The following is a 22,359-nucleotide window of genomic DNA, read 5'->3' on the forward strand; positions in this document are numbered from 1 at the left end:
CGGCCTGACCGGGGCGGGAGCGCGGCCACGCTCCCGCCCCGCCCGCCGATCAATCCTCGGCGGCGATGGTCACGCGCAGGCCGTCAAGCTCGGCCGTGAACGGGATCTGGCAGGCCAGCCGGCTGTCGGCATTGCGGTGATCGCTCGATTCGAGCAGGTCGTTCTCGTCCTCGCTCATCGCCGGCAGGCGCGCGGTCCATTCCGGGTCGACATGGACATGGCAGGTCGCGCACGAGCAGCAGCCGCCGCAAAGGGCGAGCAGTTCGTCAAAGCCATTGTCGCGAATCACTTCCATGACCGACAGGCCGGCATCGCCCTCGACCGTCCGTTCATTCCCGTTCCGCGCGACAACCACGAGCTTCGGCATTTGCGTTCCCCTTCCGTTCGGCATAGAGCATTTTCAAGCCGGGTGGACTTGACCCGGCGGCATTGGAAAATGCGGCAAATCAACTGTCTGGAACGGCCGCTCCGATCCAGCCTGATCGACAGCCGCTCCGTCGATACGTCACGACGCCGCCATGTCGCGGCTTGACGAAAGGGTCAAGCAGATGGGCCTGTCCGCCGACCAGTTGCGCGCCGCGCTCGATGCGCTGGCCGGGATCGAACCGGCCTTTGCCCGCGCCCTCGCCCGCGCCGGCTATCCGGAACCGCGCATCCGCCCGCGCGGCTATGCGACGCTGATGCGCACGATCATCGGCCAGCAGGTGAGCGTCGCCGCCGCCACGGCGATGTGGACACGGCTTGCGGACGCGGCCGGCGATGTCGATGATCCGGCGCGGCTGCTCGCCCTGTCGGACGAGGCGCTGCGCGCCGCCGGCCTGTCGCGGCAAAAGGCCGGCTATGCCCGCAGCCTCGCGGCGCTGGTCGCCGATGGCACGCTCGACCTCAACAGCCTGCCGGGGGATGACGAGGAAGCGATCCTTGCCCTCACCCGCATCAAGGGCATCGGCCGCTGGTCGGCGGAAATCTATCTGCTGTTCGCCGAAGGGCGGCCCGATATCTGGCCGGCCGGCGATCTGGCCGTGCAGCGCGAAGTCGGCGTGCTGCTGGGCCATGCCACAAGGCCCGACGAGCGGCTGGTACGGGAACTGGCCGAACCCTGGCGCCCCCATCGCGGCGCGGCGGCAATCTTTGCGTGGCATTGCTACGCGGCCAGTCGCGAACCGGTTTGAGGACATGTCGGCTATTCGGATTTTCAGGCAATAACCTGCGGTTTGGGCAGCGCCCCTATTGTCAACATTGGCCTTCGATGGCAAAATTCATCGATGTTGCCAGCGTTATATGATCGCTATGGAATACTTACCCTTTCTGGGTACGCGGTCATGGCGCTGTCGATTGTGATCGCACTTCTGTCAGGCGTGGCGTTTATGCCGGTCTCCAGCTTCGCCTTAATCGCTTCGGCGATGATATGCGGCGGAGGCTGCGACGATTCTCAGAAACTTCTCTCGTCAGCCTGGTTTTTTGTTCCGGTTTTTCTGCTCGCCTCCTTAATCTCGTCTATCGCTTCAGCCAGACGCCCAAGTTGGCGGAACTTTATTCTGGCAGTTACATGCTCTTTTTATGTCGTTATCGTCTTTCTTCCCCTCATTTAGAAAATGATTGGAAGCTGCGCGACGAGCAGCGGCTCCCCAGCCATTTTCGGTCATTCGGTCGCCCTTCAGATCAGCCCGAAACCCGCCACGCACAGGGGCGCAGGCCTGGCGCAAAATCGAACCGGACAGACCGGCCCGAACAATCCGCTGAAAAACAGAAACTTCCGCCGCCCCGTGAGGCCATCTCCCGCTTTCACGACAACCGGATCGACGCCATCCGCGCATCGGCGCGGCGGTGCGCGGCGCGCGGTTCGGCGCGCCGGGCTGCTCCTCCACCCCCAATCGAGGTAAATCAGGTGGCAATGATTTGCTGGCAGGGCTAGGGGAAGCCGCGCCAAAAGGGGTGTAACCATGAAGATTGCGATGATCGGTTCGGGCTATGTCGGGCTGGTGTCCGGGGCCTGTTTTTCCGATTTCGGCCATGATGTCATCTGTGTCGACAAGGATGCGGGCAAGATCGCCGCGCTCGAAGCCGGGCGGATGCCGATTTTCGAGCCGGGGCTCGACGCTCTGGTCGCCGCCAATGTGAAGGCGGGCCGCCTGTCCTTCACCACCGATCTGAAGGCCGGAATCGCCGGGGCCGATGCGGTGTTCATCGCGGTCGGCACGCCGTCGCGGCGCGGCGACGGCCATGCCGATCTGAGCTATGTCTTCGCCGCCGCGCGCGAGATTGCCGAGCTGGCCGACGGCCCGGCGGTGGTCGTCACCAAATCGACGGTGCCGGTCGGCACCGGCGACAAGGTCGAGGCGATCCTGCGCGAGACCCGGCCCGATCTCGACTGGGCGGTGGTCTCCAACCCCGAATTCCTGCGCGAAGGTGCCGCGATCGGCGATTTCAAGCGCCCCGACCGCATCGTCGTGGGTGCCGAGGATGCGCGCGCCGAGGATGTGATGCGCGCCATCTATCGCCCGCTTTATCTGAACGCCGCGCCCTTGCTGTTCACCGGCCGGCGCACCGCCGAGCTGATCAAATATGCGGCGAACGCGTTCCTGGCGACCAAGATCAGCTTCATCAACGAACTGGCCGATCTGGCCGAAAAGGTCGGCGCGGACGTGAAGGACGTGGCGCGCGGCATCGGCCTTGATAACCGCATCGGCGGCAAGTTCCTGCATGCCGGGCCGGGCTATGGCGGCAGCTGCTTTCCCAAGGACACGCTCGCCCTGCTGCGCACGGCGGAGGAGAATGACGTCCCGCTGCGCATCGTCAACGCGACCGTCGAGGCCAATGACAGGCGCAAGGTGGCGATGGGGCACAAGGTGATCGCGGCGCTTGGCGGCGATGCGCGCGGCAAGCGCATCGGCCTGCTCGGCCTGACGTTCAAGCCCAATACCGACGACATGCGCGACGCGCCGTCGCTGGCGATTGTCGAGGTGCTGCGCGCGGCCGGCGCGGACATTGTCGCGCACGACCCCGAAGGCATGGAGCAGGCGCGGCCGCTGCTCGGCGACATCGCCTATGTCGACAATGCCTATGACGCGGCGCGCGGGGCCGATGCGCTGGTGCTGGTCACCGAATGGGATGCGTTCCGCGCGCTCGATCTGAAGCGGATCGCCGCCGCCATGGCGCAGCCGCTGCTCGTTGACCTGCGCAACGTCTATCACCCGGACGAAGTGGCGAAGGCCGGCATCGCCTATCACGGCATCGGCCGCGGCGTTGCGGGAGCCGAAGCGCCGATCGAGAAGGTGGGCTGATGCCGGTCGTCCTGATCACCCCGCGCCGGTTCGCCGATTCGCGCGGCTGGTTTGCCGAAACCTATCAGCGCGACCGTTACCGCGCCGCCGGGATCGACGCCGATTTCGTGCAGGACAACCAGTCCTTTTCCAAGCCCGCCGGCACGCTGCGCGGCCTGCATTTCCAGACGCCGCCGCATGCACAGGCCAAGCTGGTCCGCTGCCTTGCCGGGCGCATCTGGGACGTGGCAGTCGATCTGCGCGCCGGTTCGCCGACCTTCGGCCGCTGGGTCGCCGCCGAGCTGACCGCCGAGCGCGGCGAACAGCTTTATGTCCCGGCGGGCTTCGGCCACGGGTTCATCACGCTCGAGCCGGATTGCGCGGTCGCCTACAAGACCTCGGATTTCTACGCGCCCGACTGTGATGGCGGCATCGCCTGGGACGATCCCGATCTCGGCATCCCCTGGCCCGCGCCGGCGGACGGGCCGCTTTTGTCCGACAAGGACCAGAAACTGCCCCGCCTCAAGGATTTCGCAAGCCCGTTCGCCTATGACGGGCGTCCTCTCACGCCATTGGAAGCGCAATGACCAGCCTTCGCATCCTCGTGACCGGCGGCGCCGGCTTTATCGGCTCGGCCCTGGTGCGGCACCTGATCGCCAACACGCCACACAGCGTGCTCAATGTCGACGCGCTCACCTATGCCGGCAATCTGTCGTCGGTCGAACCGGTGGCGGCGTCGGACCGCTACCGCTTTGCCGAGGCCAATATCTGCGACCGCGCGGCGATCGCCGCGCTGATCGCCGATTTCCGGCCGCAGGTGATCACCCATCTGGCCGCCGAAAGCCATGTCGACCGCTCGATCGACGGCCCGGCGGCGTTCATCGAAACCAATATCGTCGGCACCTTCACGATGCTGTCGGCGGCGCTCGACTATTGGCGCGGGCTGGACGAGGCGGAGCGTCAGGCGTTCCGTTTCCACCACATCTCGACCGACGAGGTGTTCGGCGCGCTCGGCCCCGACGGCTTCTTCACCGAGGAAACCGCCTATGACCCGCGCTCGCCCTATTCGGCGTCGAAGGCGGGTTCGGACCATCTGGTGAGCGCGTGGCACCACACTTACGGCCTGCCGACGCTGATCACCAATTGCTCGAACAATTACGGCCCCTATCACTTCCCCGAAAAGCTCATTCCGCTGATGATCCTCAAATGCCTGAGCGGGGAAAAGCTTCCCGTTTACGGGCGCGGGGACAATGTCCGCGACTGGCTGTATGTCGATGATCATGTGCGCGCGCTGACCGCCGTGTTCGAGCGCGGCCAGGTGGGCGAAAGCTATATGGTCGGCGGCCGGTCGGAACGCACCAACCTCGCCGTCGTCGAGACGATCTGCGAGACGCTCGACACCATCCGCCCGCGCGCCGACGGCCAGAGCTATCGCAGCCAGATCAGCTTCGTCGCCGACCGGCCGGGGCATGATTTCCGCTATGCGATCGACGCGTCCAAGCTGGAGCGCGAGCTGGGCTGGACGCCCGCCGAAAGCTTTGAAAGCGGCATCGCCAAGACGATCCGCTGGTATCTCGACAACGAGGCCTGGTGGCAGCCGATCCTCGCGCGCCAATATGGCGGCGAGCGGCTGGGCCTGAAATCGGCCTGAGCGCGATGCGCCCGATCCTCGTCACCGGCGGCACCGGCCAGGTCGGCACCGCGCTTGCCGCGCGCGCCGCCGAACGCGGGATCGAGGTCGTGCTGCCCGGCCGGGCGGCGCTCGACCTGACCGACCCGGACGCGCTCGCCCGCGCGGTCGCCGGGCGCGACTGGGGACTGGTGATCAACTGCGCCGCCTATACCGCGGTCGACAAGGCCGAGAGCGACGCCGACACCGCCCGTGCGGTCAATGCCGCTGCGCCGGCGGCGCTCGCCAGGGCGACGGCGGCGGCGGGCATCCGCCTGATCCATGTGTCGACCGACTATGTGTTCGATGGCAGCAAGCCCGGCTGGTATGACGAGGATGATCCCGTCGCCCCGCTCGGCGTTTATGGCGCGACCAAGGAAGCGGGCGAGGCGGCGGTCCGCGCCGCCAATCCCGATCATGTCATCCTGCGCACCGCCTGGGTGGTCAGCCCGTTTGGTCACAACTTTGTCAAGACGATGCTGCGGCTGGGGGCGGAGCGCGACACGCTGCGCGTCGTCGCCGACCAGATCGGCTGCCCGACCTCGGCCATCGACATTGCCGATGCGCTGCTGTCGATCGCGGCGGGCGGCGGGCCGGCGGGAACCTATCATTTCGTCAATGCCGGCGAGGCGAGCTGGCATGCGCTGGCGGCGTTCGTGATCGCGCGCGCCGGGCTGGCCGCGCGGGTCGATCCGATCACCACCGCCGACTATCCGACGCCCGCGCGCCGCCCGGCCAACTCGCGGCTGGCAACGGCGCGCATCGCCCGCGACCATGGGCTGAGCCCGCGCCCCTGGCAGGACGCGGTCGGCGAGATTGTTGACCGGCTGACGGGCAGGAACGGCTGACCGGACCGCCGCAGCGCGGACGCAAGACGATACAGGAAGGGACAAGGGACGATGAAGGGGATCATCCTGGCCGGCGGCTCGGGCACGCGGCTGCATCCGGCGACGCTGGCGATCAACAAGCAGCTGCTGCCCATCTATGACAAGCCGATGATCTATTACCCGATGTCGGTGCTGATGATGGCCGGCATCCGCGACATCCTGATCATCTCCAGCCCCGAATATCTGGACAATTACACGCGGCTGTTCGGCACCGGCGAACAATTCGGGCTCAAAATCTCCTATGCCGTGCAGCCGCGCCCCGAGGGGCTGGCCCAGGCATTCCTGATCGGCGAGGAACATGTCGCCGGCGGGCCGGCGGCGCTGGTGCTGGGCGACAACATCTTTTTCGGCGCGGGTCTGTCCGGGCTGCTCCACCGCGCCCGCGACCGCGCGACCGGCGCGACCGTCTTTGCCTATCATGTCGATGATCCGCAGGCTTACGGCGTGGTCGAGCTGGATGCGAACGGCAAGGCGCTGTCGATCGAGGAAAAGCCGGCGGTGCCGCGGTCGAGCTATGCGGTCACCGGGCTTTATTTCTACGACCAGCGGGTGACCGAGTTTGCCAGGACGGTGAAGCCCTCGGCGCGCGGCGAGCTGGAGATCACCGACCTCAACCGCATCTATATGGAGCTGGGCGAGCTTTACGTCGAACAGATGAACCGCGGCTTTGCCTGGCTTGATACCGGCACGCACGACAATCTGCTCGAAGCGTCGGAGTTTGTCCGCACGCTCCAGAAGCGGCAGGGCGTGCAGATCGCCAGCCTTGAGGAAATCGCGTTCAAGAACGGCTTCATCGATGTCGATCAGCTGCGCGCGCGCGGGCAGATGTTCGCCAAGACCGCCTATGGCCGGGCGCTGCTCGACCTGGCGGACGGGCGCGGCTGACCGGGGCATGGCGGCGTTCCTGTCCGCACCGCCACGATGAGCATCGGCCGCAACACCAGCTATAATCTGATCGGCGCGATCGTGCCGATGGCGCTCGCGCTCGCAACCGTCCCGCTCTATCTGAAGCTGGTCGGGGCCGACCGCTACGGCGTGCTGTCGATCGCCTTTCTGCTGCTCGGCTATTTCGGGCTGTTCGATCTGGGGCTGGGCCGGGCGACGACCTACCGGATCGCCGCGCTCAAGGATGCGGACGCGCAGGCGCGGGCAGACGTGTTCTGGACGGCGATTGCGGTCAACATCCTGATGGGCGCGGTCGGTGCAGCCGTGCTCTATGTCGCGGCCGATTATTTCTTTGCCCATGTGTTCAAGGTCGATGCCGCGCTGCGGCCCGAAATCGTCGAAAGCGTGCCGCTGCTCGCTTTGTCGGTGCCGGTGGCGACGCTGACCGGCACGCTCAGCGGCGCGCTCCAGGCGCGCGAACGCTTTTTGCAGTCGAACATGATCTCGATCCTGTCGACCAGCCTGTTCCAGATCCTGCCGCTGATCCTGGCCTTCGTGTCCGGCCCCCGGCTGGGGCCGCTGCTGGCCGCCGCGCTCGCCGCGCGCAGCGTCGCGATCCTGATGCTGTGGTGGGCGTGCCGCGACGTGCTGACGCGGGGGCAGAGCCAGCGGTTCAGCGGCGCGGAGGCGCGCCAGCTGCTCGGCTATGGCGGCTGGGTGACGGTCACCGCGCTGTTCGGGCCGATGCTCGTCATCCTTGACCGGTTCGCGATCGGCGCGATCCTGGGCGCTGTCGCGGTCACCATCTACACGGTGCCGTTCCAGCTGGCGCAGCGGCTGTCGGTGATCCCCGGCGCATTGTCGGGCGCGCTGTTCCCGCGCCTGCCGACGGCGAGCGAGGCGGAACGCATCACGCTGACCGACAATGCGATCCTGGCGCTGCTGGCGGCGCTGAGCGCGCCGGTGCTGGTCGCCTGTTATCTGATCCATCCGTTTTTCGACCTGTGGATCGGGCGCGAGCTGGGCCGCCAGTCGGCCGAGGTCGGCGTGGTCATCCTGCTCGGCTTCTGGGTCAACGCCTTTGCCGTGGTGCCCTATAGCTGGCTGCAGGCAACCGGCCGGCCCGATCTGGTGACCAAGCTGCTGCTCATCCAGATCCCGCCCTATCTGGCGGCGCTTTATGTCGGGATGACGCAGTTCGGACTGATGGGCTGCGCGGTCGTGTTTTCGCTGCGCTGTGCGGTCGATTTCATCGCCATGGCGCTCGCCGCGCGCGGCCGGGTCAGCCATGGGCGGTGGATCGCGCTGCTCGGCCTCGTTCTGCTGGCCGGGGCGGGTAGCGGGGCGCTGATGGACTATCGCCAGCCGCTCTGGTGGCTGAGCGGCATGGCGCTTGCCGCGCTTGCGACGGCGATCAGCTGGGCGATCCTGCCGGGCGAATTCCGCCTGCTGATCACCGCGCGGCTGGGCGCGCTGCGGCGTCGCGCCGGATAGAGTGGGCCGGATAAGGATGTGGCGCTGATCGAGCGAGATCGGCGCCCCATCCGCCTGATAAGGGTGTGGCGCCGATCAAGGGAGATCGGCGCCACGCGGCCGGGCCAGGGACAGGGGGTGGCGGACCGGCCGGAGGGGTCAGAATTTATAGGCGGCCTCGACGCCGTAGAGGCGCCGCGCCCCCGGCGACAGGAACGAGCCGCCAAACTCGATCGCGGGAATGACCTCGGCCAGCACCGGCTCGTTGAGCAGATTGTTGGCAAAGGCGGTCAGCCGCCAGCGTTCGGTCTGGATGCCGGCACGCACGTCGAGCACGCCGAATTCGCCGCGCCGCGCGACATCGAAGCGGCCATTGCCGACGACCGGCGGCAGCGCGAGTGCGGAGCCGGGCAGCAGGCCGCTGAACAGCGTCGGCCGTTCCTGGTTCTGGACGGTGTGGAACCAGGTCGGCCCGGTCAGCCGGTAATCGGCGCGGGCGATGAAATCGATCTCGCGCCCCATCGGGATCGTCCACTGGCTGCCCAGATTGAGCGTATAGTCGGCGGTATAGGGGCTTTTGTTGCCGACCGTGTCGGGGCGCGACCGGTTGGCCTTGATCTCGCTGTCGGTGACGTTCAGCGCGCCATAGAGCTTCCAGCCCTTGACCAGCTCGACATTGACGTCGAGCTCGGCGCCCTTCAGGTCGACCCGGTCGATGTTCGACACGACGCGCAGCAGGCCGAACGAGCCGACAAAGAACTCGAAGAACTGCATGTCGGTGACGCGGGTGTAATAGCCGGCAAGATTATAGTTGATCGGCCCGATGCGCCCCTTGATCCCAGCCTCGAACGCGCTCGACCGTTCCTTGCGGAACCGGTCGTCGATCAGGACCCGCGGGTTGAGGCTCAGGAACTGGTTGAAGTTGGCGTTGACGATGGCCGCCGAGCCCTGATTGTTGAATCCGCCCGATTTGAAGCCGACACCCCAGTTGGCAAACAGATAGGTGCGGTCGAGAATCTCGAACCGTGCCGTCACCTTGGGCTGGAGCTGCTTGAAGCTGCCCTGTTGCGGCTGGATGGGGCCGAACGCCTGGCCGGGGTTGATCGGCCCGCCGGTGAACGGATCGGTCGCGGTCGGCACCAGGCTGCGCACCCGGCGTTCCTCGACGTCGTAACGCAGCGCGACGCCCAGGTCGAGGCTGTCGGTCGCCTCGAAATCGACCGAGCCGAACGCCGCATAGACATCGGTCTTGAACCGGTCAGCCAGCAGCTGCGACGTCGGATTGGCCGAGTTGGCCGGGTTGTAGAGATTGCGGATCACCCCCGCGCCGGTATCGCCGCCCAGGCTGACCCCGACCTTGCGCGACAGGTTGAGGTAATAGGCGCCGATTTGCCAGTCGAGCCGGTTGTCGCCATCGGACGCCAGGCGGATCTCGGCGCTCAGGTCGCGCTGGTTGCGGACCTGATATTGGGTGCCGTCACAGGTCGTCGGCGAATAGGGGCCGAAGGTCGAGCCATTGGCCGGCGCGAAGATGAACGGCACCGGGATCTGGCCGATAAAAGTCGGCGGGTTGAGCGGAAAACCGGTCAACGCCGCGGTCGAGGCGAAGCAGGCGTTGACGGTTGCCTGCCCCGCCGGATTGGCCGCGCCGATATAGCGCGCGAAATCGGCCGAGGTGCCGTCAGCGGTCAGATTGTTGCGGATGTCCGAATAAAGCAGCCAGCCGGTCAGGCGGACATCGCCGAAATCATGATCGAGCTTGGCCGACGCCTCCAGCGTCTTCTGGTTGTTGGTCGGGCGGATGTTCGAATAGAAACGGAACCGGTGGTCATTCACATCGGCATAGAAAGCCGGATTGACCGCCGCGAAGTTGGGCAGATGGAACGCGGCGTTGAACGCGATCGACGCGCCGCTCAGCTGGCCATAGCGCGCCTTCACGTCCAGCTCGGTATCCGCGCCGAGTTCGGCGACGACGCGGCCATTGACGTTCCACGTCTCGCGGTCGTCGACCGAGGTGCGGTCGGCCAGGAACTCGTTGCGGAAAAAGCCGTCGGTCTTGAAATAATTGCCCGACAGGGTGAAGCCGATCCCGTCGCCCAGCGGGCCGGACAGCGTCGCATCGCCGTCGATGGTGCGGTTGTTGGCATAGCTCAGCCGCACATTGCCGGTCAGCGTGTCGGTCGGCTTCTGGGTCTGGATGACGATCGCGCCGGCAGCGGCGTTGCGCCCGTAAAGCGCGCCCTGCGGACCCTTCAGCACCTCGATCTGGCGGATCGCACCCTGATTCTGGTCGAGCGCTGCGACATTGGTCTTGAGGATCCCGTCAACGACGAGCGCGACCGAGCTTTCGGCGTCGCGCGCGCCGTTGAGGCCGCGGATGTTGATCTGCGTGTCGCCGGCCTCGGCGGTCGAGCTGACGATGGTGACGCCGGGGGTGAACTGGACGAAATCCGACGCGGTCTGGATGTTGGCGGTCGCGATCGTCTGCGCGTCAAAGGCGGTGACCGAGGCCGGCACTTCGGACAGCGTTTCATTCACCCGGCGCGCGGTGATGATGATGTCGCCCGGCTCGCTCGCGGGCGCGGCGGCCTCCTGTGCCGGGGCCGCCTGGGCCAGTGCAGGCGCGTGGATCAGCGCGGTGGCCGAAATCCCGGTCAGCAGGACGAGGAGTTTTCGGCCGGAGATGGTGGCGTTCGTCATATTGTCCCCCCAAGAATCAGCATCGGACCGGCACGCTCGCGCCGCACGGAAAACACGCCCCTGCCCCGCTCAGGCCCGACCGCCAGCGCGGTGACAGGCGGCGATGCTGGCCGGGCCGGGCGGGAAAACTGGTCATGGCCCGGCTCTGCGGATATCGGCGGGCACGCCAGTTGCAGACCATGAGGAGGCATGCGCGCGATGGCCGACACCGGGCGAGACGAGCACAGCCGCGCGCGCGTCGCCCATCGGCATGGCTGCGATCACCTTGATGCGATGTGGCACCACGCGGCCCCTCTCTTTCAAGCACAGACGCTATTGTATACAAACCTGTCCCGTCAAGTCCCCCGGAGAAGTGCCATGTCGCGCGCGTCTGACCACGCCTATCGTTTCATCCGCGCCGAGATCCTCGCCGGCATGCTGCCGCCCGGCGCCCAGATCAGGGAGGAGCATCTGGCCGAGGCGTGCGGCGTGTCGCGCACCCCGGTGCGCGAGGCGCTGCGCCGGCTGGAGGTCGAACGCTTTGTCCGCCGCAGCGATTCGCAGCGCACCTTCGTCAACGAATGGTCGTTCGACGAAGTGGAGGAGAGCTTCACGCTGCGCGGCATCCTGGAAGCACGCGCCGCCGCCCGCGCCGCGACCCGGATCGATGCCGCCGGCATGGCCGCGCTTGAGCGCCATAATGCCGTGATGCGGCGCGCGGTTTCGGGGCCGGAGCTCGACGTCCAGACCTTTCTCGATCACAATCGCGCCTTTCACGGCATCGTGCTGACGGCGGCGGCATCGACCAGCCTGGCGCAGCTGCTGACCGGGATCGTCGAGCAGCCGGTCGTGGCGCGCACCGCCCGCCAATATGACGCCCAGCAGATCGCCCGCTCGGTCGCCGAGCATGACGAGCTGATCCTCGCCTTTTCCCGCCGCGACGGCGAATGGGCGCAGGCGGTGATGGCCAGCCATATCCGCCGCGCCTTCCATGCCTATTCGGACGCCTATCGCGCCTCGATGGGCGGCCGCGAGAGCAATGGCGAGGGCGGCGATCCCGCCTGACAGGCGCTTGCACATCCGCGCCGTTTGTATACAAAAGCGCGCCATGGACATCGAGATCGTCGAAGTCGGCCCGCGCGACGGCCTGCAGAACGAGGCCCGGATCGTCGCGACGGCAGACAAGCTGGCGCTGATCGACCGGCTGATCGCCTGCGGCGCGCGGCGGATCGAGGCGGCAAGCTTCGTCAACCCGCGCCGCGTGCCGCAAATGGCCGATGCCGATGACGTCGCCGCCGCCCTGCCCGACCGGCCGGACATCACCTTTATCGGCCTGGTGCTGAACGCGCGCGGCGCCGAACGCGCGCTCGCCCATCCGCGCATCGGCCAGCTGGGTGCGGTGTGCGTCGCGACCGACCGGTTCGCCATCGCCAATCAGGGCCAGACCAGCGACGAATCGGTCGCGGTCGCCGCCGATATCATCGCCGCCGCGCGCGCCGCCGGGCGCAGCGGCCAGGCCACCATCGCCGCCAGTTTCGGCTGCCCCTATGAGGGCGAGGTGGCGGAGGACCGGGTGGTGGCGATCGCCGAACGGCTGGCATCGGCCGGCCCGGTCGAGATCGCGCTCGCCGACACCATCGGCGTCGCGGTGCCGGCGGCGGTGGCGCGGCTGGTGCGCCGCGTGCGCGCCGCCATCGCGCCGCTGCCGGTGCGCGTGCATCTGCACAACACCCGCGGCACCGGCATCGCCAATGTCTGGGCAGCGATCGAGGCGGGCGCGCAAACCATCGACACCGCGCTGGGCGGGCTGGGCGGCTGCCCGTTCGCCAGGGGCGCGGCCGGCAATGTCGCGACCGAGGACGTGATCTACATGCTTGACCGGTCGGGGATCGCGACCGGGCTTGATCTTGAACGGCTGATCGATGCCGGCCGCTGGCTGGCCGGCCTCATGGACAAGGATCTGCCGGGGATGATGGGCCGGGCCGGCCCCTTCCCCGCGCGCGCAATCTGAAGAGGGGAAGACATGGCCTATCGCCTGGGCGTCGACGTCGGCGGCACCTTTACCGACCTGCTGCTGTTCGACGAATCAACCGGTCGCTTCTGGCGCGACAAGACGCCGTCGACGCCCGCCGACAGTTCGGTCGGGATCCTGAACGGCGTCCGGCAGATCTGCGCCGCCGCCGGCATCGATCCGGCGCAGATCGAGATTTTCCTGCACGGCACGACGGTCGCGACCAATGCGGTCTTGGAGGGCAAGGGCGCGCGCGTCGGCCTGATCGTCACCGAAGGCTATCGCGACATCATGCAGATCGCGCGCAGCTTCGTGCCCGGCGGGCTTGCCGGCTGGATCATCTGGCCCAAACCCAAACCGCTCGCGGCGCTTGAGGACACGATTGCCGTTGGCGGGCGGATCGGCGCGGACGGGGCGGAGGTGCGCCCGCTGGACGAGGCCGGCGCGCGCCGGGCGCTTGAGCGGCTGAAGGCCGCCGGGGTCGAGGCGGTGACCGTGTCGCTGATCAACGCCTATGTGAACGGCGCGCATGAGCGGCGCATCGGCGAACTGGCCGCCGAGATCCTGCCCGGCGTGCCGGTGTCGCTCAGCCACGAGGTCCTGCCCGAAATGCAGGAATATGAGCGCACGCTGTCGACGGTCGCCAACGCCTCGGTGCGGCCGGTCGTCTCGCGCTATGTCAGCAATCTGCGCGCCAAGCTGCGCGAGACGGGCATGGCCGGCAAGATCGCGCTGCTGCGCTCCGATGGCGGGCTGATGTCGTCGGAAAAGGCCGAGGAGCATCCGGTCAACATCCTGATGTCCGGCCCGGCGGGTGGCGTCACCGGCGCGCTGTGGGTGGCGCGCAATGCCGGGCTGCGCAACATCCTGACGCTTGATGTCGGCGGCACCTCGACCGATGTCGCGCTGATCGAGAATCTGGAACCGCGCCGCCAGCGCACGACCGAGGTCGGCCATCTGGCGGTCCGCGCGTCCGCGCTCGACGTCAAGACCGTGGGCGCGGGCGGCGGCTCGATCGCCTATGTGCCCGAACTGACCGGCGCGCTGCGCGTCGGCCCGCAATCGGCGGGCGCGGTGCCCGGCCCGGTCGCCTATGGCAAGGGCGGGACGCTGCCGACCGTCACCGATGCCAATGTCGTGCTCGGCTATCTGCCCGAAAACCTGCTCGGCGGCACCTTCACGCTCGACCGGGCGGGCGCGCGCCGCGCCGTGCAGACCATCGCCGATGCGCTGGGCATCGACCTGATGGCGGCTGCGCGCGGGATCATCGACATCGTCAATGAAAACATGTTCGGCGCGCTCAGGATGATCTCGGTCCAGCAGGGCTATGATCCGCGCGACTTTGCGCTGATGGGCTTTGGCGGCGCCGGGCCGCTGCATGTCAACGCGGTCGCGCGGCTGATGGGCAGCTGGCCCGCCGTCTCGCCGGTGTCGCCCGGCGTGCTGTGCGCGCTTGGTGATGCGACGACGCGGGTGCGCACCGAAACCGCCCGCTCCTTCTCGCGGCTCGCCCACCAGACCGACGAGGCCGAACTGATCGCCCTGCTCGACGACATGGCGGCGCAGACCCGCGCCGAACTGGCCGCCGACGGCGTGGCCGCGGCCGACATCACCAGCCTGTTCGAAGTCGATGTCCGCTATGAGGGCCAGGCGTTCGAGGTCGCGCTGACCATCGATCCCGACACGCTGCGCCGCGACGGCATTGCCGGGCTGACCGCGCGCTTCGATGCCGAGCATCTGCGCCTGTTCACCTTCAACATGGAAACCGCGCACGAGATCGTCAATCTGCGCGCCGTGGCGCTGGGGCGCGCGCTCGACCTGCCGGCGGCCGAGCTGCCGCAGGGCGACGGCAACCCCGCTGCCGCGCGCATCCGCGACCATCTGCTGTGGATGGACGGGCGCGAACAGGCGGCCGTGATCTATGACCGGGCGCGGCTGCGCGCCGGCGACGTGATCCCCGGCCCCGCCATCGTGACCGAGATGGATTCCACCACGCTTATCGAATCCGGCCATGTCGCGACCGTCGACCGGGTCGGCAACATCCTGATCACCCCGGCCTGAGGGAGCGACCCGATGCCCGCCACCATCACCCAGACCAACGCCACCCCCTTTGCCGCCACGCGCGTCGATCCGGTGACGCTCGACATCATCGAAAATGCGCTGCGCAATGCCCGCACCGAAATGGACGCCACGCTGGTGCGCACCGCCATGTCGCCGGGCATCCGCGAACAGGGCGATGCCTTTCCGCTGATCGCCGACCATCAGGGCCGGATGATCGTCGGCCAGTTCGGCTCGTTCATCGGCGGCTTCCTCGCCGGCTATGAGGGCACGGTCGAGGATGGGGACATGTTCTTCCTGTCCGATCCCTATAGCTGCGACGGGGCGATCAGCCATTCCAACGACTGGCTGGTGCTGCTGCCGGTGTTCCGGGGCGGCCGGCTGCTCGCCTATACGGCGATGTTCGGCCACCAGTCCGACATTGGCGGCAAGGTGGCGGGATCGATGCCGATCACCGCGCGCGCGATCTTTGAGGAAGGGGTGCGCATCCCGCCGGTCAAAATCTATGCGCGCGGCGTCTACAATGCCGATCTGGTCAGGCTGGTCATGCACCAGACGCGCAAGCCCGACTGGTGCAAGGCGGACCTCAACGCCCTGATCGCCGCCTGCCGGGTGGCGGCGCGGCGGGTGATCGAAATGGCCGACCGGTTCGGCGAGGATCTGTATGTCGCCGCGACCCAGGAGCTGCTGGCGCGCAACCACCGCGCGATGAAGCAGCTGATCACGACCGCGATCGGCGAGGAGCCGGTCAGTTTCGAAGACCATATCTGCGACGACGGGCTTGGCTTTGGCCCCTATCGCATCCGCTGCACGATGTGGCGCGAGGGCGAGAAGGTGATCCTGGATTTCGACGGCACCGATCCGCAGTCACGCGCGTCGATCAACTTCTTCCTCAACGAAAACATGTTCAAGATGTTCTTCGGCATCTACATGATCATGGTCTTCGATCCCCAGATCCTGTTCAATGACGGGTTTTACGACCTGATCGAGGTCCGCATCCCCGAAGGCTCGCTGCTCAAGCCGCGTTTCCCGGCGGCGCTGTCGGGGCGCACCCATGCGCTGGGCCGCATTTTCGACATTCTGGGCGGGCTGCTGGGGCAGAAGACGCCGGAGTTCCTGAACGCCGCCGGCTTCTCGTCCAGCCCGCATCTTTTCTATTCGGGCACCGACGCCGAGGACCGGTATTTCCAGCTGTTCCAGATCGGCTTTGGCGGCATCCCGGGCCGGCCGCTGGGCGACGGGCCGGACGGCCATTCGCTGTGGCCGGGCTTCACCAACGTGCCCAACGAGTTTCTCGAACGCTATTTCCCGCTGCGCATCGAACGTTACGAGACCGAACCCGATTCAGGCGGCGCCGGGCTTCACCGCGGCGGCAACGGCATCCACATGACCTACCGGTTCCTCGAACCCGGCATGATCGCGATCCATGACGACCGCTGGTTCACCCATCCCTGGGGCGTCAATGGCGGCGAGCCGGGGGCGCGGGCGCGCAAGATCCTGGAGAAAGCCGACGGGACGCAGACGATCATCGGCAACAAGGTCGAGGATGTCGAGGTTGAGGCGGGGGACCAGCTGCACTTCATCACCTGGGGCGGCGGCGGCTGGGGCGACCCGCTGGCCCGCGATCCCGATCTGGTGGCGCGCGAGGTGCGCGAAGGGCTGGTGACGGTGGACGGCGCGCGGCGTTACGGCGTGGTCGTAATCGATGGTCAGGCGGACGCGGCGGCGACCGCGGCGCTGCGCGCACAGATCGAGGCCGGGCGCGACGGGCCGCTGCCGCTGTTCAACCATGGGCCGTCGATCGAGGTGCTGCGTGCGGCATCGCTCAGCGAAACCGGCCTGCCCGCCCCGCGCCCGCCGGTCTGGACCCGCAAGGCGGAGGCGGCGTGATGGCGGGCGCACTTGCCGGAATCCGCGTCGTCGAGCTGGGCCAGCTGATCGCCGGCCCGTTCTGCGGCCAGCTGCTCGGCGACATGGGCGCCGATGTGATCAAGGTCGAACCGCCGGGCGCCGGCGATCCGATGCGCGCCTGGGGCCGGGGCGACCACAAGCTGTGGTGGGAGGTCGTGTCTCGCAACAAACGCTCGGTCAGCGCCAATCTGCGCGTGCCCGAGGGGCAGGAACTCGTCCGCCGGCTGGCAGCGGGGGCCGATATCCTGATCGAGAATTTCAAGCCCGGCACGATGGAGAAATGGGGGCTGGGGCCGGACGCGCTCCACGCGCTCAACCCGCGCCTGATCATCGTGCGCGTCTCCGGCTATGGCCAGAGCGGGCCTTATTCGGCGCGCGCCGGCTTTGGCGGGATCGGCGAGGCGATGGGTGGCTGGCGCTATATCGTCGGCGATCCCGACCGGCCGCCCAGCCGCATGGGCGTGTCGATCGGCGACAGCCTGGCGGCGACCTATGGCTGTCTGGGCGCGCTCGCCGCGCTCCATGCCCGCGAACGCACCGGGCGCGGCCAGGTGGTCGATTCCGCGCTGTACGAGGCGGTGCTGCAGGTGATGGAAAGCCTGATCCCCGAATATCAGCTGTCGGGTTATGTCCGTGAACGCTCAGGGTCGAAGCTGCCGGGCATCGCGCCGTCGAACGTCTATCGCTGCCGCGACGGCGAATATCTGATCGGCGCCAATCAGGATGCGGTGTTCGCCCGGCTGTGCGCGGCGATGGGGCGGCCCGAACTGGCGACCGACCCGGACTATGTCGATCATGTCGCGCGCGGCCGCAATCAGGACCGGCTCGACCAGATCATCGAGGACTGGACGCTGACCCTGACCGTCGCCGAGGTCGAGGCGCTGATGATCGCGCATTCCATTCCGGCGGGAAAAATCTATCGTGCGCCCGAAATGCTCGAGGATCCGCATTTCGCCGCGCGCGAGGCGGTGATCGAGGTGCCGACCGAACGCTGGGGACCGGTCAAGATGCAGAACGCCTTTCCCAAGCTGTCCGACACGCCAAGCGTGGTGCGCAGCGCCGCCCCGGCCATAGTCGGCCAGCACAACCGCGAGGTTTATGGCGAGCTGCTGGGCCTGAGCGCGGCGGAGCTGGACGCGCTGGCCGCCGCCGGGGCGATCTGATGACCGGGCTGGCCGAGAGCTATGGGGCCGATTTTCGCGGCGCGCTGCCCTTTGGCGACCGCCCGGCGCTGATCGTCGTCGATGCGGTGACCGGCTATGTCGATCCGGCGGCCCCCATCTATGCCGGCGGCGAACATGCACTGCCGGTGATTGCGCGCCTGCTTGGCGTCGCGCGGCAGCGGCAGATCCCGGTCATCTACACGGTCGTCAGCTACCGGGCCGACGGGGCCGATGGCGGGCTGTTCTGGCGCAAGCTGCCGGCGCTCAGGGCATTTGTCGAGGGATCGCCCTTTGCCCGCATCCCCGACCAGATCGCCCCGCGCGCCGACGAGCTGGTGCTGACCAAACATTATGCCTCGGCGTTTTTCGGGACGACGCTGGCGACCGACCTGGCGGCGCGGCGCATCGACACCTTGGTCATCACCGGTTTTTCGACATCGGGCTGCATCCGCGCGACCGCGCTCGACGCGCTTCAGAATGGCTATGCCCCGTTCGTCGTCAGCGATGGCTGTGGCGACCGTCACCCCGCTCCGCACGAAGCCAATCTGTTCGACCTGCAGGCCAAATATGCCGAAGTGGTGACCGCCGACCAGGCGGCGGCGCTGATGGCGGGAAAGGCCTGAGCGACCGTCAAAGCGCCGCGCGCAGGCCCAGCCACAGCGTGCGCGGCGTCGCGCGTTCGACCACCCCGTCGGCCGACACGGCCGCCGCGACCAGCGCGTCGGTGAGGTTTTCGGCCCGCGCCTCGACCGCAAGCCCCGGCAGCAGCGGCACCGCCAGCCGCGCATCGAGCGTCAGGGCATCGCCGAGCAGCCGCTGATTCTGATCGTCCTCGAACTGCGCGCCGACATAGCGCAGCGTGACCGATGCCGAAGCCGGCTGCCGCCCGCGCGCCCGGCCATCCTCCCAGCCCAGCGTCGCCGAGGCCATGTGGCGCGGCGTCTGGGCCGGGCGCAGCCCGTCAAGCGCCGCCGACAGGCCCGCGCCGCGCACCACCGCATCGGCATGGGCATAGGACAGGGCCGCCGTCCAGCCGCCGAACCGCGCCGCGCCGTCCAGCTCGACGCCGCGCGCGCTGACCGCGTCCAGATTCTCGCGGCGGCGGAACACGCCCGCGGCGGACACGAACCCGACCCCGGCAAACTGGCCCGGCCCGCGCGCGATGGTGACATTGGCGATCGCATTGTCGAGCCGGTTGTCGAACAGCGTCATGCCAAGCCTGATCCCCGGCCGGGGGGCATAATCAAGGCCCAGCTCCGCCCCGCGCACCCGTTCGGGGGCGAGCGCGGCATTGGCGGCGGTGGCATCGGCACCGACGCGGAACGGGCGGTAAAGCTCGTTGAGCGTCGGCAGCCGCCAGCCCGTATAGGCGGCGGCCCTGAGGGTCAGCCCACCGCCGGGCGCAAAGGCAAGGCCCGCCCGCCCCGATCCTTCCCAGCCGCTGCGGTCGGCAAAGCGGCTGTCGGTGACGGCGGCCCCGGTCGCCAGCACGCGTTCGGACAGGCGGCCGCCGGCAATCGTCCAGCGGTCGATCCGCCCCCCGGCGCTCAGCGTCCAGCCGCCCCGCGTCCAGCTCAGATCGGCAAAGCCGCCGCGCACCGCGCTGCGCCCGCCAGCCTCGCGGCGGCGGGTCGGCAACCCGGCGACATAGGTGAACAGTTCAAGCGTCCGCCCCTCGGTCGCGCGCCAGTCGCCACCCAGGCTGAGTTCGGCCCCGCCGCCCAGCGGCGGCCGGATCTCGACGCGCCCGCCCAGTCCGGTCGCGGGGGTGTTATACTGGTCGAGCGTCGGGGTGACGGCGGTCCGCCCGGCGGCAACCGCCCCGAACTGGCTGGCAAAGGCGCGCGCCTGCACATAGGCAAGCGCCGACCAGCCCCAGCGGCCACGCCCGACCAGCCTGAGGCTCGCATCCGCCCCCTCGCTGCGATTGTCGGAAAAAGCCAGGCCGCGGTCGCGCCGGTCGGCAAAGGCGAGCATCGCCGCCTGCAGCTCGGTCTGCCCGCCAATGTCGATCACCGCGCGCAGGCCAAGGCTTGCCTGTTCATGCCCGGCGGCCCGGTCGACCGGCCCGCGCTGATCGGCACGGATCGGCACAAAGCCGTCGCCGCGCGCATAATCGGCCGACAAGGTGGCAAAGCCGCGCCCCATCTGCCCGGTCAGCGCGGCATTGGCCTCGACCGATCCCCGGCTGCCCGCCGCCAGCTGCGCGGCCAGCGGGGCAAGCTGATCCGGGGTCGCGCTGTCGAGCGCGATGGTGCCGGCCAGCGCGCCGGGCGCGAACAGCCCGGCCCCGCGCGTCACCGTCACCCGCCCCAGCCGTTCGGGCTGATAGGCGGGAAAGGCCACCCAGCCGCCGAACGGATCGGCCTGGGGCACGCCGTCGAGCACCAGCAGCGCCCGGCTGGCGGCATTGCCGCCCAGCCCGCGCAGCGTCAGCCCCTGCGAGGTCGGATTGGCGGAGCGCGCGTCGGAACGGCGAAACTGCTGCAGCCCGGCGACGTCGCGCAGCACATCCTCCAGCCGGCCGCTCGCCGTCCCGGTCAGCCGGGCGCGGTCGATCACCGCCCGCGCCGCCGCCGCCTCGCCGCCCAGCGCGGCCAGATCGCGCCCGGTGACGACGATATCGGGGGCAGCGCCCAGCAACAGGGGGAGCAGCAGCATGTGAGGACCCTCAGGCCGGGCCGACCCGCTCGGGATGGGCGGCGGCGAACGCCTCCACCTCCTGCAGCGCCGCGTCAACCCTGACCAGCGTCGGGAACGGCGTCAGATCGAGGTTGAAGCGCCGGGCGTTGAACATCTGCGGCACCAGGCAGATGTCGGACAGGTCGGGCCGGTCGCCGCCCAGATAGCGGCCACAGCCCTCGGCCATGCGTTCCAGCGCGACAAAGCCCTCGCGCACCCAGTGGCGATACCAGTCGTCGCGCGCGGCGTCGCCCGCCCCCAGTTCGCGCTTCAGATAGCCCAGCACGCGCAGATTGTTGAGCGGATGGATGTCGCAGGCGATCAGCAGCGCGCGCGCCATCACCTGCGCGCGCGCAAGCGGCGCTGCCGGCAGAAAGCCGGGCTCGGGATGCGCCTGATCCAGCCAGTCGAGGATCGCGAGCGACTGGCTGACCGGCGTGCCATCGACATCGAGCGTGGGCACGAAACCCTGCGGATTGCGGGCCAGATTCTCATCCGACCGCTGCGCGCCGTCGAGCAGCGAGACATCGACCCGGCGATAGGCCAGCCCCTTGAGGTTGAGGCCGATCCGCACCCGGTAGCTGGCCGAGGACCGGTAATAATCGAACAATGTCAGCGTCATCAGCTTCCCCTCTGTCCAACCACCCTTGCCGTGATCGCATCCAGCCTGGCAAGCATGGCGGGATCGCGCGCCTCGGGCGCGGTGATCAGCGCGGCATCAAGACAGGTGTCGATCGGGCTGGCCGCGCGCGTCGCGGGCAGCGCTGCGGCCAGTTCGACGATCAGCCGCCGCGCCCGCGCCGCATTGGCGTGCATGACCGCGAGCACCGCATCGACCTCGACATGCGCCTCGCCCGCGCGCCAGCAATCATAATCGGTCGCCATGCCGATCAGCGCATAGGGCAGCTCCGCCTCGCGGGCGAGGCGCGCCTCGGGCAGCGCGGTCATGCCGATCACGTCCGCCCCCAGGCGCGGTAGAGATGGCTTTCGGCGCGGGTCGAGAATTGCGGGCCTTCGATCGCAATATAGGTGCCCTGAGCCGCGACCTTGGCCCCGGCGGCGCGCCCGGCCTGCGCGGCGAGCGCGGACAGGCGCGGGCAGACCGGATCGGCCATCGACACATGGGCGACCAGCCCGGTTCCGAAAAAGCTCTGCGGCCGCCCGGCGGTGCGGTCGATGAACTGGTCGACCGCGACGAAATCGCCGGGCGCGATCTCCTCGCGCAGCGACCCCACGGCGGACAAAGCGAGCACATCGGTGCAGCCCAGCCGCTTCAGCGCGTCGATATTGGCGCGGGCGTTGATCTCCGCCGGGGCGATGCGGTGGCCGCGGCCGTGTCGCGGCAGAAAGGCAAAGCCGATGCCGCCAATGCGTCCGGTCAGGATCTCGTCCGACGGCGCGCCCCAGGGCGTGTCGACCCGCTGCCACCGGGCATCTTCAAGCGCGTCGATCGCATACAGCCCCGACCCGCCAAGCACCCCGATCATCCAGTCCGCCATTGGCTCCCCCCTGTTTCGCCGGTCGCGCCCGTCTTGGCGGGGGAATGCGACGATGAAAAGAAACAAAGGCGCGGGATGGTTTTTGTGGTGCGGCTTACGGCGCGGGGGCGGGTTTTTTGTGGTGCGGCTCACGCCGCACAGGCGGCACCGGCCCGCTCCCGGTTGTTCGTTGCGCGCCT

The 22,359-nt window shown here is 68.4% G+C and carries 18 protein-coding genes and 1 pseudogene; 14 read left to right on the forward strand and 5 right to left on the reverse strand.

The window, feature by feature from the left end:
- Positions 1-49 precede the first annotated feature (49 nt).
- Positions 50-367, reverse strand: coding sequence for a 2Fe-2S iron-sulfur cluster-binding protein (locus GVO57_RS01760; protein ID WP_160591349.1), 318 nt, complete (start codon positions 365-367; stop codon positions 50-52).
- Between the two features lie 181 nt (positions 368-548).
- Here GVO57_RS01760 and GVO57_RS01765 point away from each other — a divergent pair, with 181 nt between their 5' ends.
- The 8 genes from GVO57_RS01765 (at position 549) to GVO57_RS01800 (ending at position 8,198) form a co-directional block, all read left to right on the forward strand.
- The gene (locus GVO57_RS01765; protein WP_160593764.1) at positions 549-1,172 is read left to right on the forward strand and encodes a DNA-3-methyladenine glycosylase family protein; all 624 of its coding nucleotides are present in this window, start codon (positions 549-551) and stop codon (positions 1,170-1,172) included.
- A gap of 350 nt (positions 1,173-1,522) precedes the next feature.
- Positions 1,523-1,915: a hypothetical protein gene (locus GVO57_RS01770; protein WP_160591351.1), complete on the forward strand. Its 393-nt coding sequence runs from the start codon at positions 1,523-1,525 to the stop codon at positions 1,913-1,915.
- 28 nt (positions 1,916-1,943) lie between these two features.
- Entirely contained in the window at positions 1,944-3,284 is a 1,341-nt protein-coding gene (locus GVO57_RS01775; RefSeq protein ID WP_160591353.1) for a UDP-glucose dehydrogenase family protein, read from the forward strand.
- On the forward strand, positions 3,284-3,850 hold the full coding sequence (rfbC, locus tag GVO57_RS01780; protein ID WP_160591355.1) for a dTDP-4-dehydrorhamnose 3,5-epimerase: 567 nt from the start codon (positions 3,284-3,286) through the stop codon (positions 3,848-3,850). The genes GVO57_RS01775 and rfbC overlap by 1 nt, the downstream gene beginning before the upstream one ends.
- Positions 3,847-4,914 carry a dTDP-glucose 4,6-dehydratase gene (gene rfbB, locus GVO57_RS01785; protein WP_160591357.1) on the forward strand — a complete coding sequence of 356 codons (1,068 nt, stop codon included), beginning with the start codon at positions 3,847-3,849 and terminating at the stop codon, positions 4,912-4,914. The genes rfbC and rfbB overlap by 4 nt, the downstream gene beginning before the upstream one ends.
- A 5-nt stretch (positions 4,915-4,919) precedes the next feature.
- A complete protein-coding gene (gene rfbD / locus GVO57_RS01790; protein ID WP_160591359.1) occupies positions 4,920-5,780 on the forward strand; it encodes a dTDP-4-dehydrorhamnose reductase in 861 nt (286 codons plus the stop codon).
- 51 nt (positions 5,781-5,831) lie between these two features.
- Entirely contained in the window at positions 5,832-6,704 is an 873-nt protein-coding gene (gene rfbA, locus GVO57_RS01795) for a glucose-1-phosphate thymidylyltransferase RfbA (protein WP_160591361.1), read from the forward strand.
- A 36-nt stretch (positions 6,705-6,740) separates the two neighbouring features.
- The gene (locus GVO57_RS01800; RefSeq protein ID WP_160591363.1) at positions 6,741-8,198 is read left to right on the forward strand and encodes a flippase; all 1,458 of its coding nucleotides are present in this window, start codon (positions 6,741-6,743) and stop codon (positions 8,196-8,198) included.
- Between the two features lie 138 nt (positions 8,199-8,336).
- On the opposite strand, the gene GVO57_RS01805 is transcribed toward GVO57_RS01800, so the two are convergent.
- On the reverse strand, positions 8,337-10,877 hold the full coding sequence (locus GVO57_RS01805; RefSeq protein WP_160591365.1) for a TonB-dependent receptor: 2,541 nt from the start codon (positions 10,875-10,877) through the stop codon (positions 8,337-8,339).
- A 357-nt stretch (positions 10,878-11,234) separates the two neighbouring features.
- Here GVO57_RS01805 and GVO57_RS01810 point away from each other — a divergent pair, with 357 nt between their 5' ends.
- From GVO57_RS01810 to GVO57_RS01835, 6 genes are read left to right on the forward strand one after another with little or no spacing between them, the layout of a single operon-like run.
- Positions 11,235-11,921, forward strand: a complete 687-nt coding sequence (locus GVO57_RS01810) for a GntR family transcriptional regulator (RefSeq protein WP_160591367.1) — start codon at positions 11,235-11,237, stop codon at positions 11,919-11,921.
- 43 nt (positions 11,922-11,964) lie between these two features.
- Positions 11,965-12,867, forward strand: coding sequence for a hydroxymethylglutaryl-CoA lyase (locus GVO57_RS01815; protein ID WP_160591369.1), 903 nt, complete (start codon positions 11,965-11,967; stop codon positions 12,865-12,867).
- 12 nt (positions 12,868-12,879) lie between these two features.
- Positions 12,880-14,928 carry a hydantoinase/oxoprolinase family protein gene (locus GVO57_RS01820; protein ID WP_160591371.1) on the forward strand — a complete coding sequence of 683 codons (2,049 nt, stop codon included), beginning with the start codon at positions 12,880-12,882 and terminating at the stop codon, positions 14,926-14,928.
- A 12-nt stretch (positions 14,929-14,940) separates the two neighbouring features.
- Positions 14,941-16,815, forward strand: a complete 1,875-nt coding sequence (locus tag GVO57_RS01825; RefSeq protein WP_160591373.1) for a hydantoinase B/oxoprolinase family protein — start codon at positions 14,941-14,943, stop codon at positions 16,813-16,815.
- Positions 16,815-17,999, forward strand: a complete 1,185-nt coding sequence (locus GVO57_RS01830) for a CaiB/BaiF CoA transferase family protein (RefSeq protein WP_160591374.1) — start codon at positions 16,815-16,817, stop codon at positions 17,997-17,999. The genes GVO57_RS01825 and GVO57_RS01830 overlap by 1 nt, the downstream gene beginning before the upstream one ends.
- On the forward strand, positions 17,999-18,622 hold the full coding sequence (locus tag GVO57_RS01835; RefSeq protein WP_160591376.1) for an isochorismatase family protein: 624 nt from the start codon (positions 17,999-18,001) through the stop codon (positions 18,620-18,622). The genes GVO57_RS01830 and GVO57_RS01835 overlap by 1 nt, the downstream gene beginning before the upstream one ends.
- A 7-nt stretch (positions 18,623-18,629) precedes the next feature.
- On the opposite strand, the gene GVO57_RS01840 is transcribed toward GVO57_RS01835, so the two are convergent.
- From GVO57_RS01840 to mtnP, 3 genes and pseudogenes are all read right to left on the reverse strand, one after another.
- Entirely contained in the window at positions 18,630-20,660 is a 2,031-nt protein-coding gene (locus tag GVO57_RS01840; protein ID WP_160591378.1) for a TonB-dependent receptor, read from the reverse strand.
- 10 nt (positions 20,661-20,670) lie between these two features.
- A complete protein-coding gene (gene maiA, locus GVO57_RS01845; protein WP_160591380.1) occupies positions 20,671-21,303 on the reverse strand; it encodes a maleylacetoacetate isomerase in 633 nt (210 codons plus the stop codon).
- Positions 21,303-22,180, reverse strand: a pseudogene (mtnP, locus tag GVO57_RS01850) (S-methyl-5'-thioadenosine phosphorylase). The gene maiA and the pseudogene mtnP overlap by 1 nt, the downstream one beginning before the upstream one ends.
- Between the last annotated feature and the right edge of the window lie 179 nt (positions 22,181-22,359).

The organism is Sphingomonas changnyeongensis, from assembly GCF_009913435.1.
GTDB lineage: Bacteria > Pseudomonadota > Alphaproteobacteria > Sphingomonadales > Sphingomonadaceae > Sphingomonas_B > Sphingomonas_B changnyeongensis.

Bases quoted from the DNA above. Each gene is read 5' to 3' on its own strand.
- GVO57_RS01825 (WP_160591373.1), top strand. From the start codon at position 14,941: ATGCCCGCCACCATCACCCAGACCAACGCCACCCCCTTTGCCGCCACG.
- GVO57_RS01760 (WP_160591349.1), bottom strand. From the start codon at position 367: ATGCCGAAGCTCGTGGTTGTCGCGCGGAACGGGAATGAACGGACGGTC.
- GVO57_RS01815 (WP_160591369.1), top strand. From the start codon at position 11,965: ATGGACATCGAGATCGTCGAAGTCGGCCCGCGCGACGGCCTGCAGAAC.
- GVO57_RS01835 (WP_160591376.1), top strand. From the start codon at position 17,999: ATGACCGGGCTGGCCGAGAGCTATGGGGCCGATTTTCGCGGCGCGCTG.
- rfbA (WP_160591361.1), top strand. From the start codon at position 5,832: ATGAAGGGGATCATCCTGGCCGGCGGCTCGGGCACGCGGCTGCATCCG.
- maiA (WP_160591380.1), bottom strand. From the start codon at position 21,303: ATGACGCTGACATTGTTCGATTATTACCGGTCCTCGGCCAGCTACCGG.
- GVO57_RS01775 (WP_160591353.1), top strand. From the start codon at position 1,944: ATGAAGATTGCGATGATCGGTTCGGGCTATGTCGGGCTGGTGTCCGGG.
- GVO57_RS01830 (WP_160591374.1), top strand. From the start codon at position 16,815: ATGGCGGGCGCACTTGCCGGAATCCGCGTCGTCGAGCTGGGCCAGCTG.
- rfbD (WP_160591359.1), top strand. From the start codon at position 4,920: ATGCGCCCGATCCTCGTCACCGGCGGCACCGGCCAGGTCGGCACCGCG.
- GVO57_RS01840 (WP_160591378.1), bottom strand. From the start codon at position 20,660: ATGCTGCTGCTCCCCCTGTTGCTGGGCGCTGCCCCCGATATCGTCGTC.
- GVO57_RS01810 (WP_160591367.1), top strand. From the start codon at position 11,235: ATGTCGCGCGCGTCTGACCACGCCTATCGTTTCATCCGCGCCGAGATC.
- rfbB (WP_160591357.1), top strand. From the start codon at position 3,847: ATGACCAGCCTTCGCATCCTCGTGACCGGCGGCGCCGGCTTTATCGGC.
- GVO57_RS01800 (WP_160591363.1), top strand. From the start codon at position 6,741: ATGAGCATCGGCCGCAACACCAGCTATAATCTGATCGGCGCGATCGTG.
- rfbC (WP_160591355.1), top strand. From the start codon at position 3,284: ATGCCGGTCGTCCTGATCACCCCGCGCCGGTTCGCCGATTCGCGCGGC.
- GVO57_RS01820 (WP_160591371.1), top strand. From the start codon at position 12,880: ATGGCCTATCGCCTGGGCGTCGACGTCGGCGGCACCTTTACCGACCTG.
- GVO57_RS01805 (WP_160591365.1), bottom strand. From the start codon at position 10,877: ATGACGAACGCCACCATCTCCGGCCGAAAACTCCTCGTCCTGCTGACC.
- GVO57_RS01765 (WP_160593764.1), top strand. From the start codon at position 549: ATGGGCCTGTCCGCCGACCAGTTGCGCGCCGCGCTCGATGCGCTGGCC.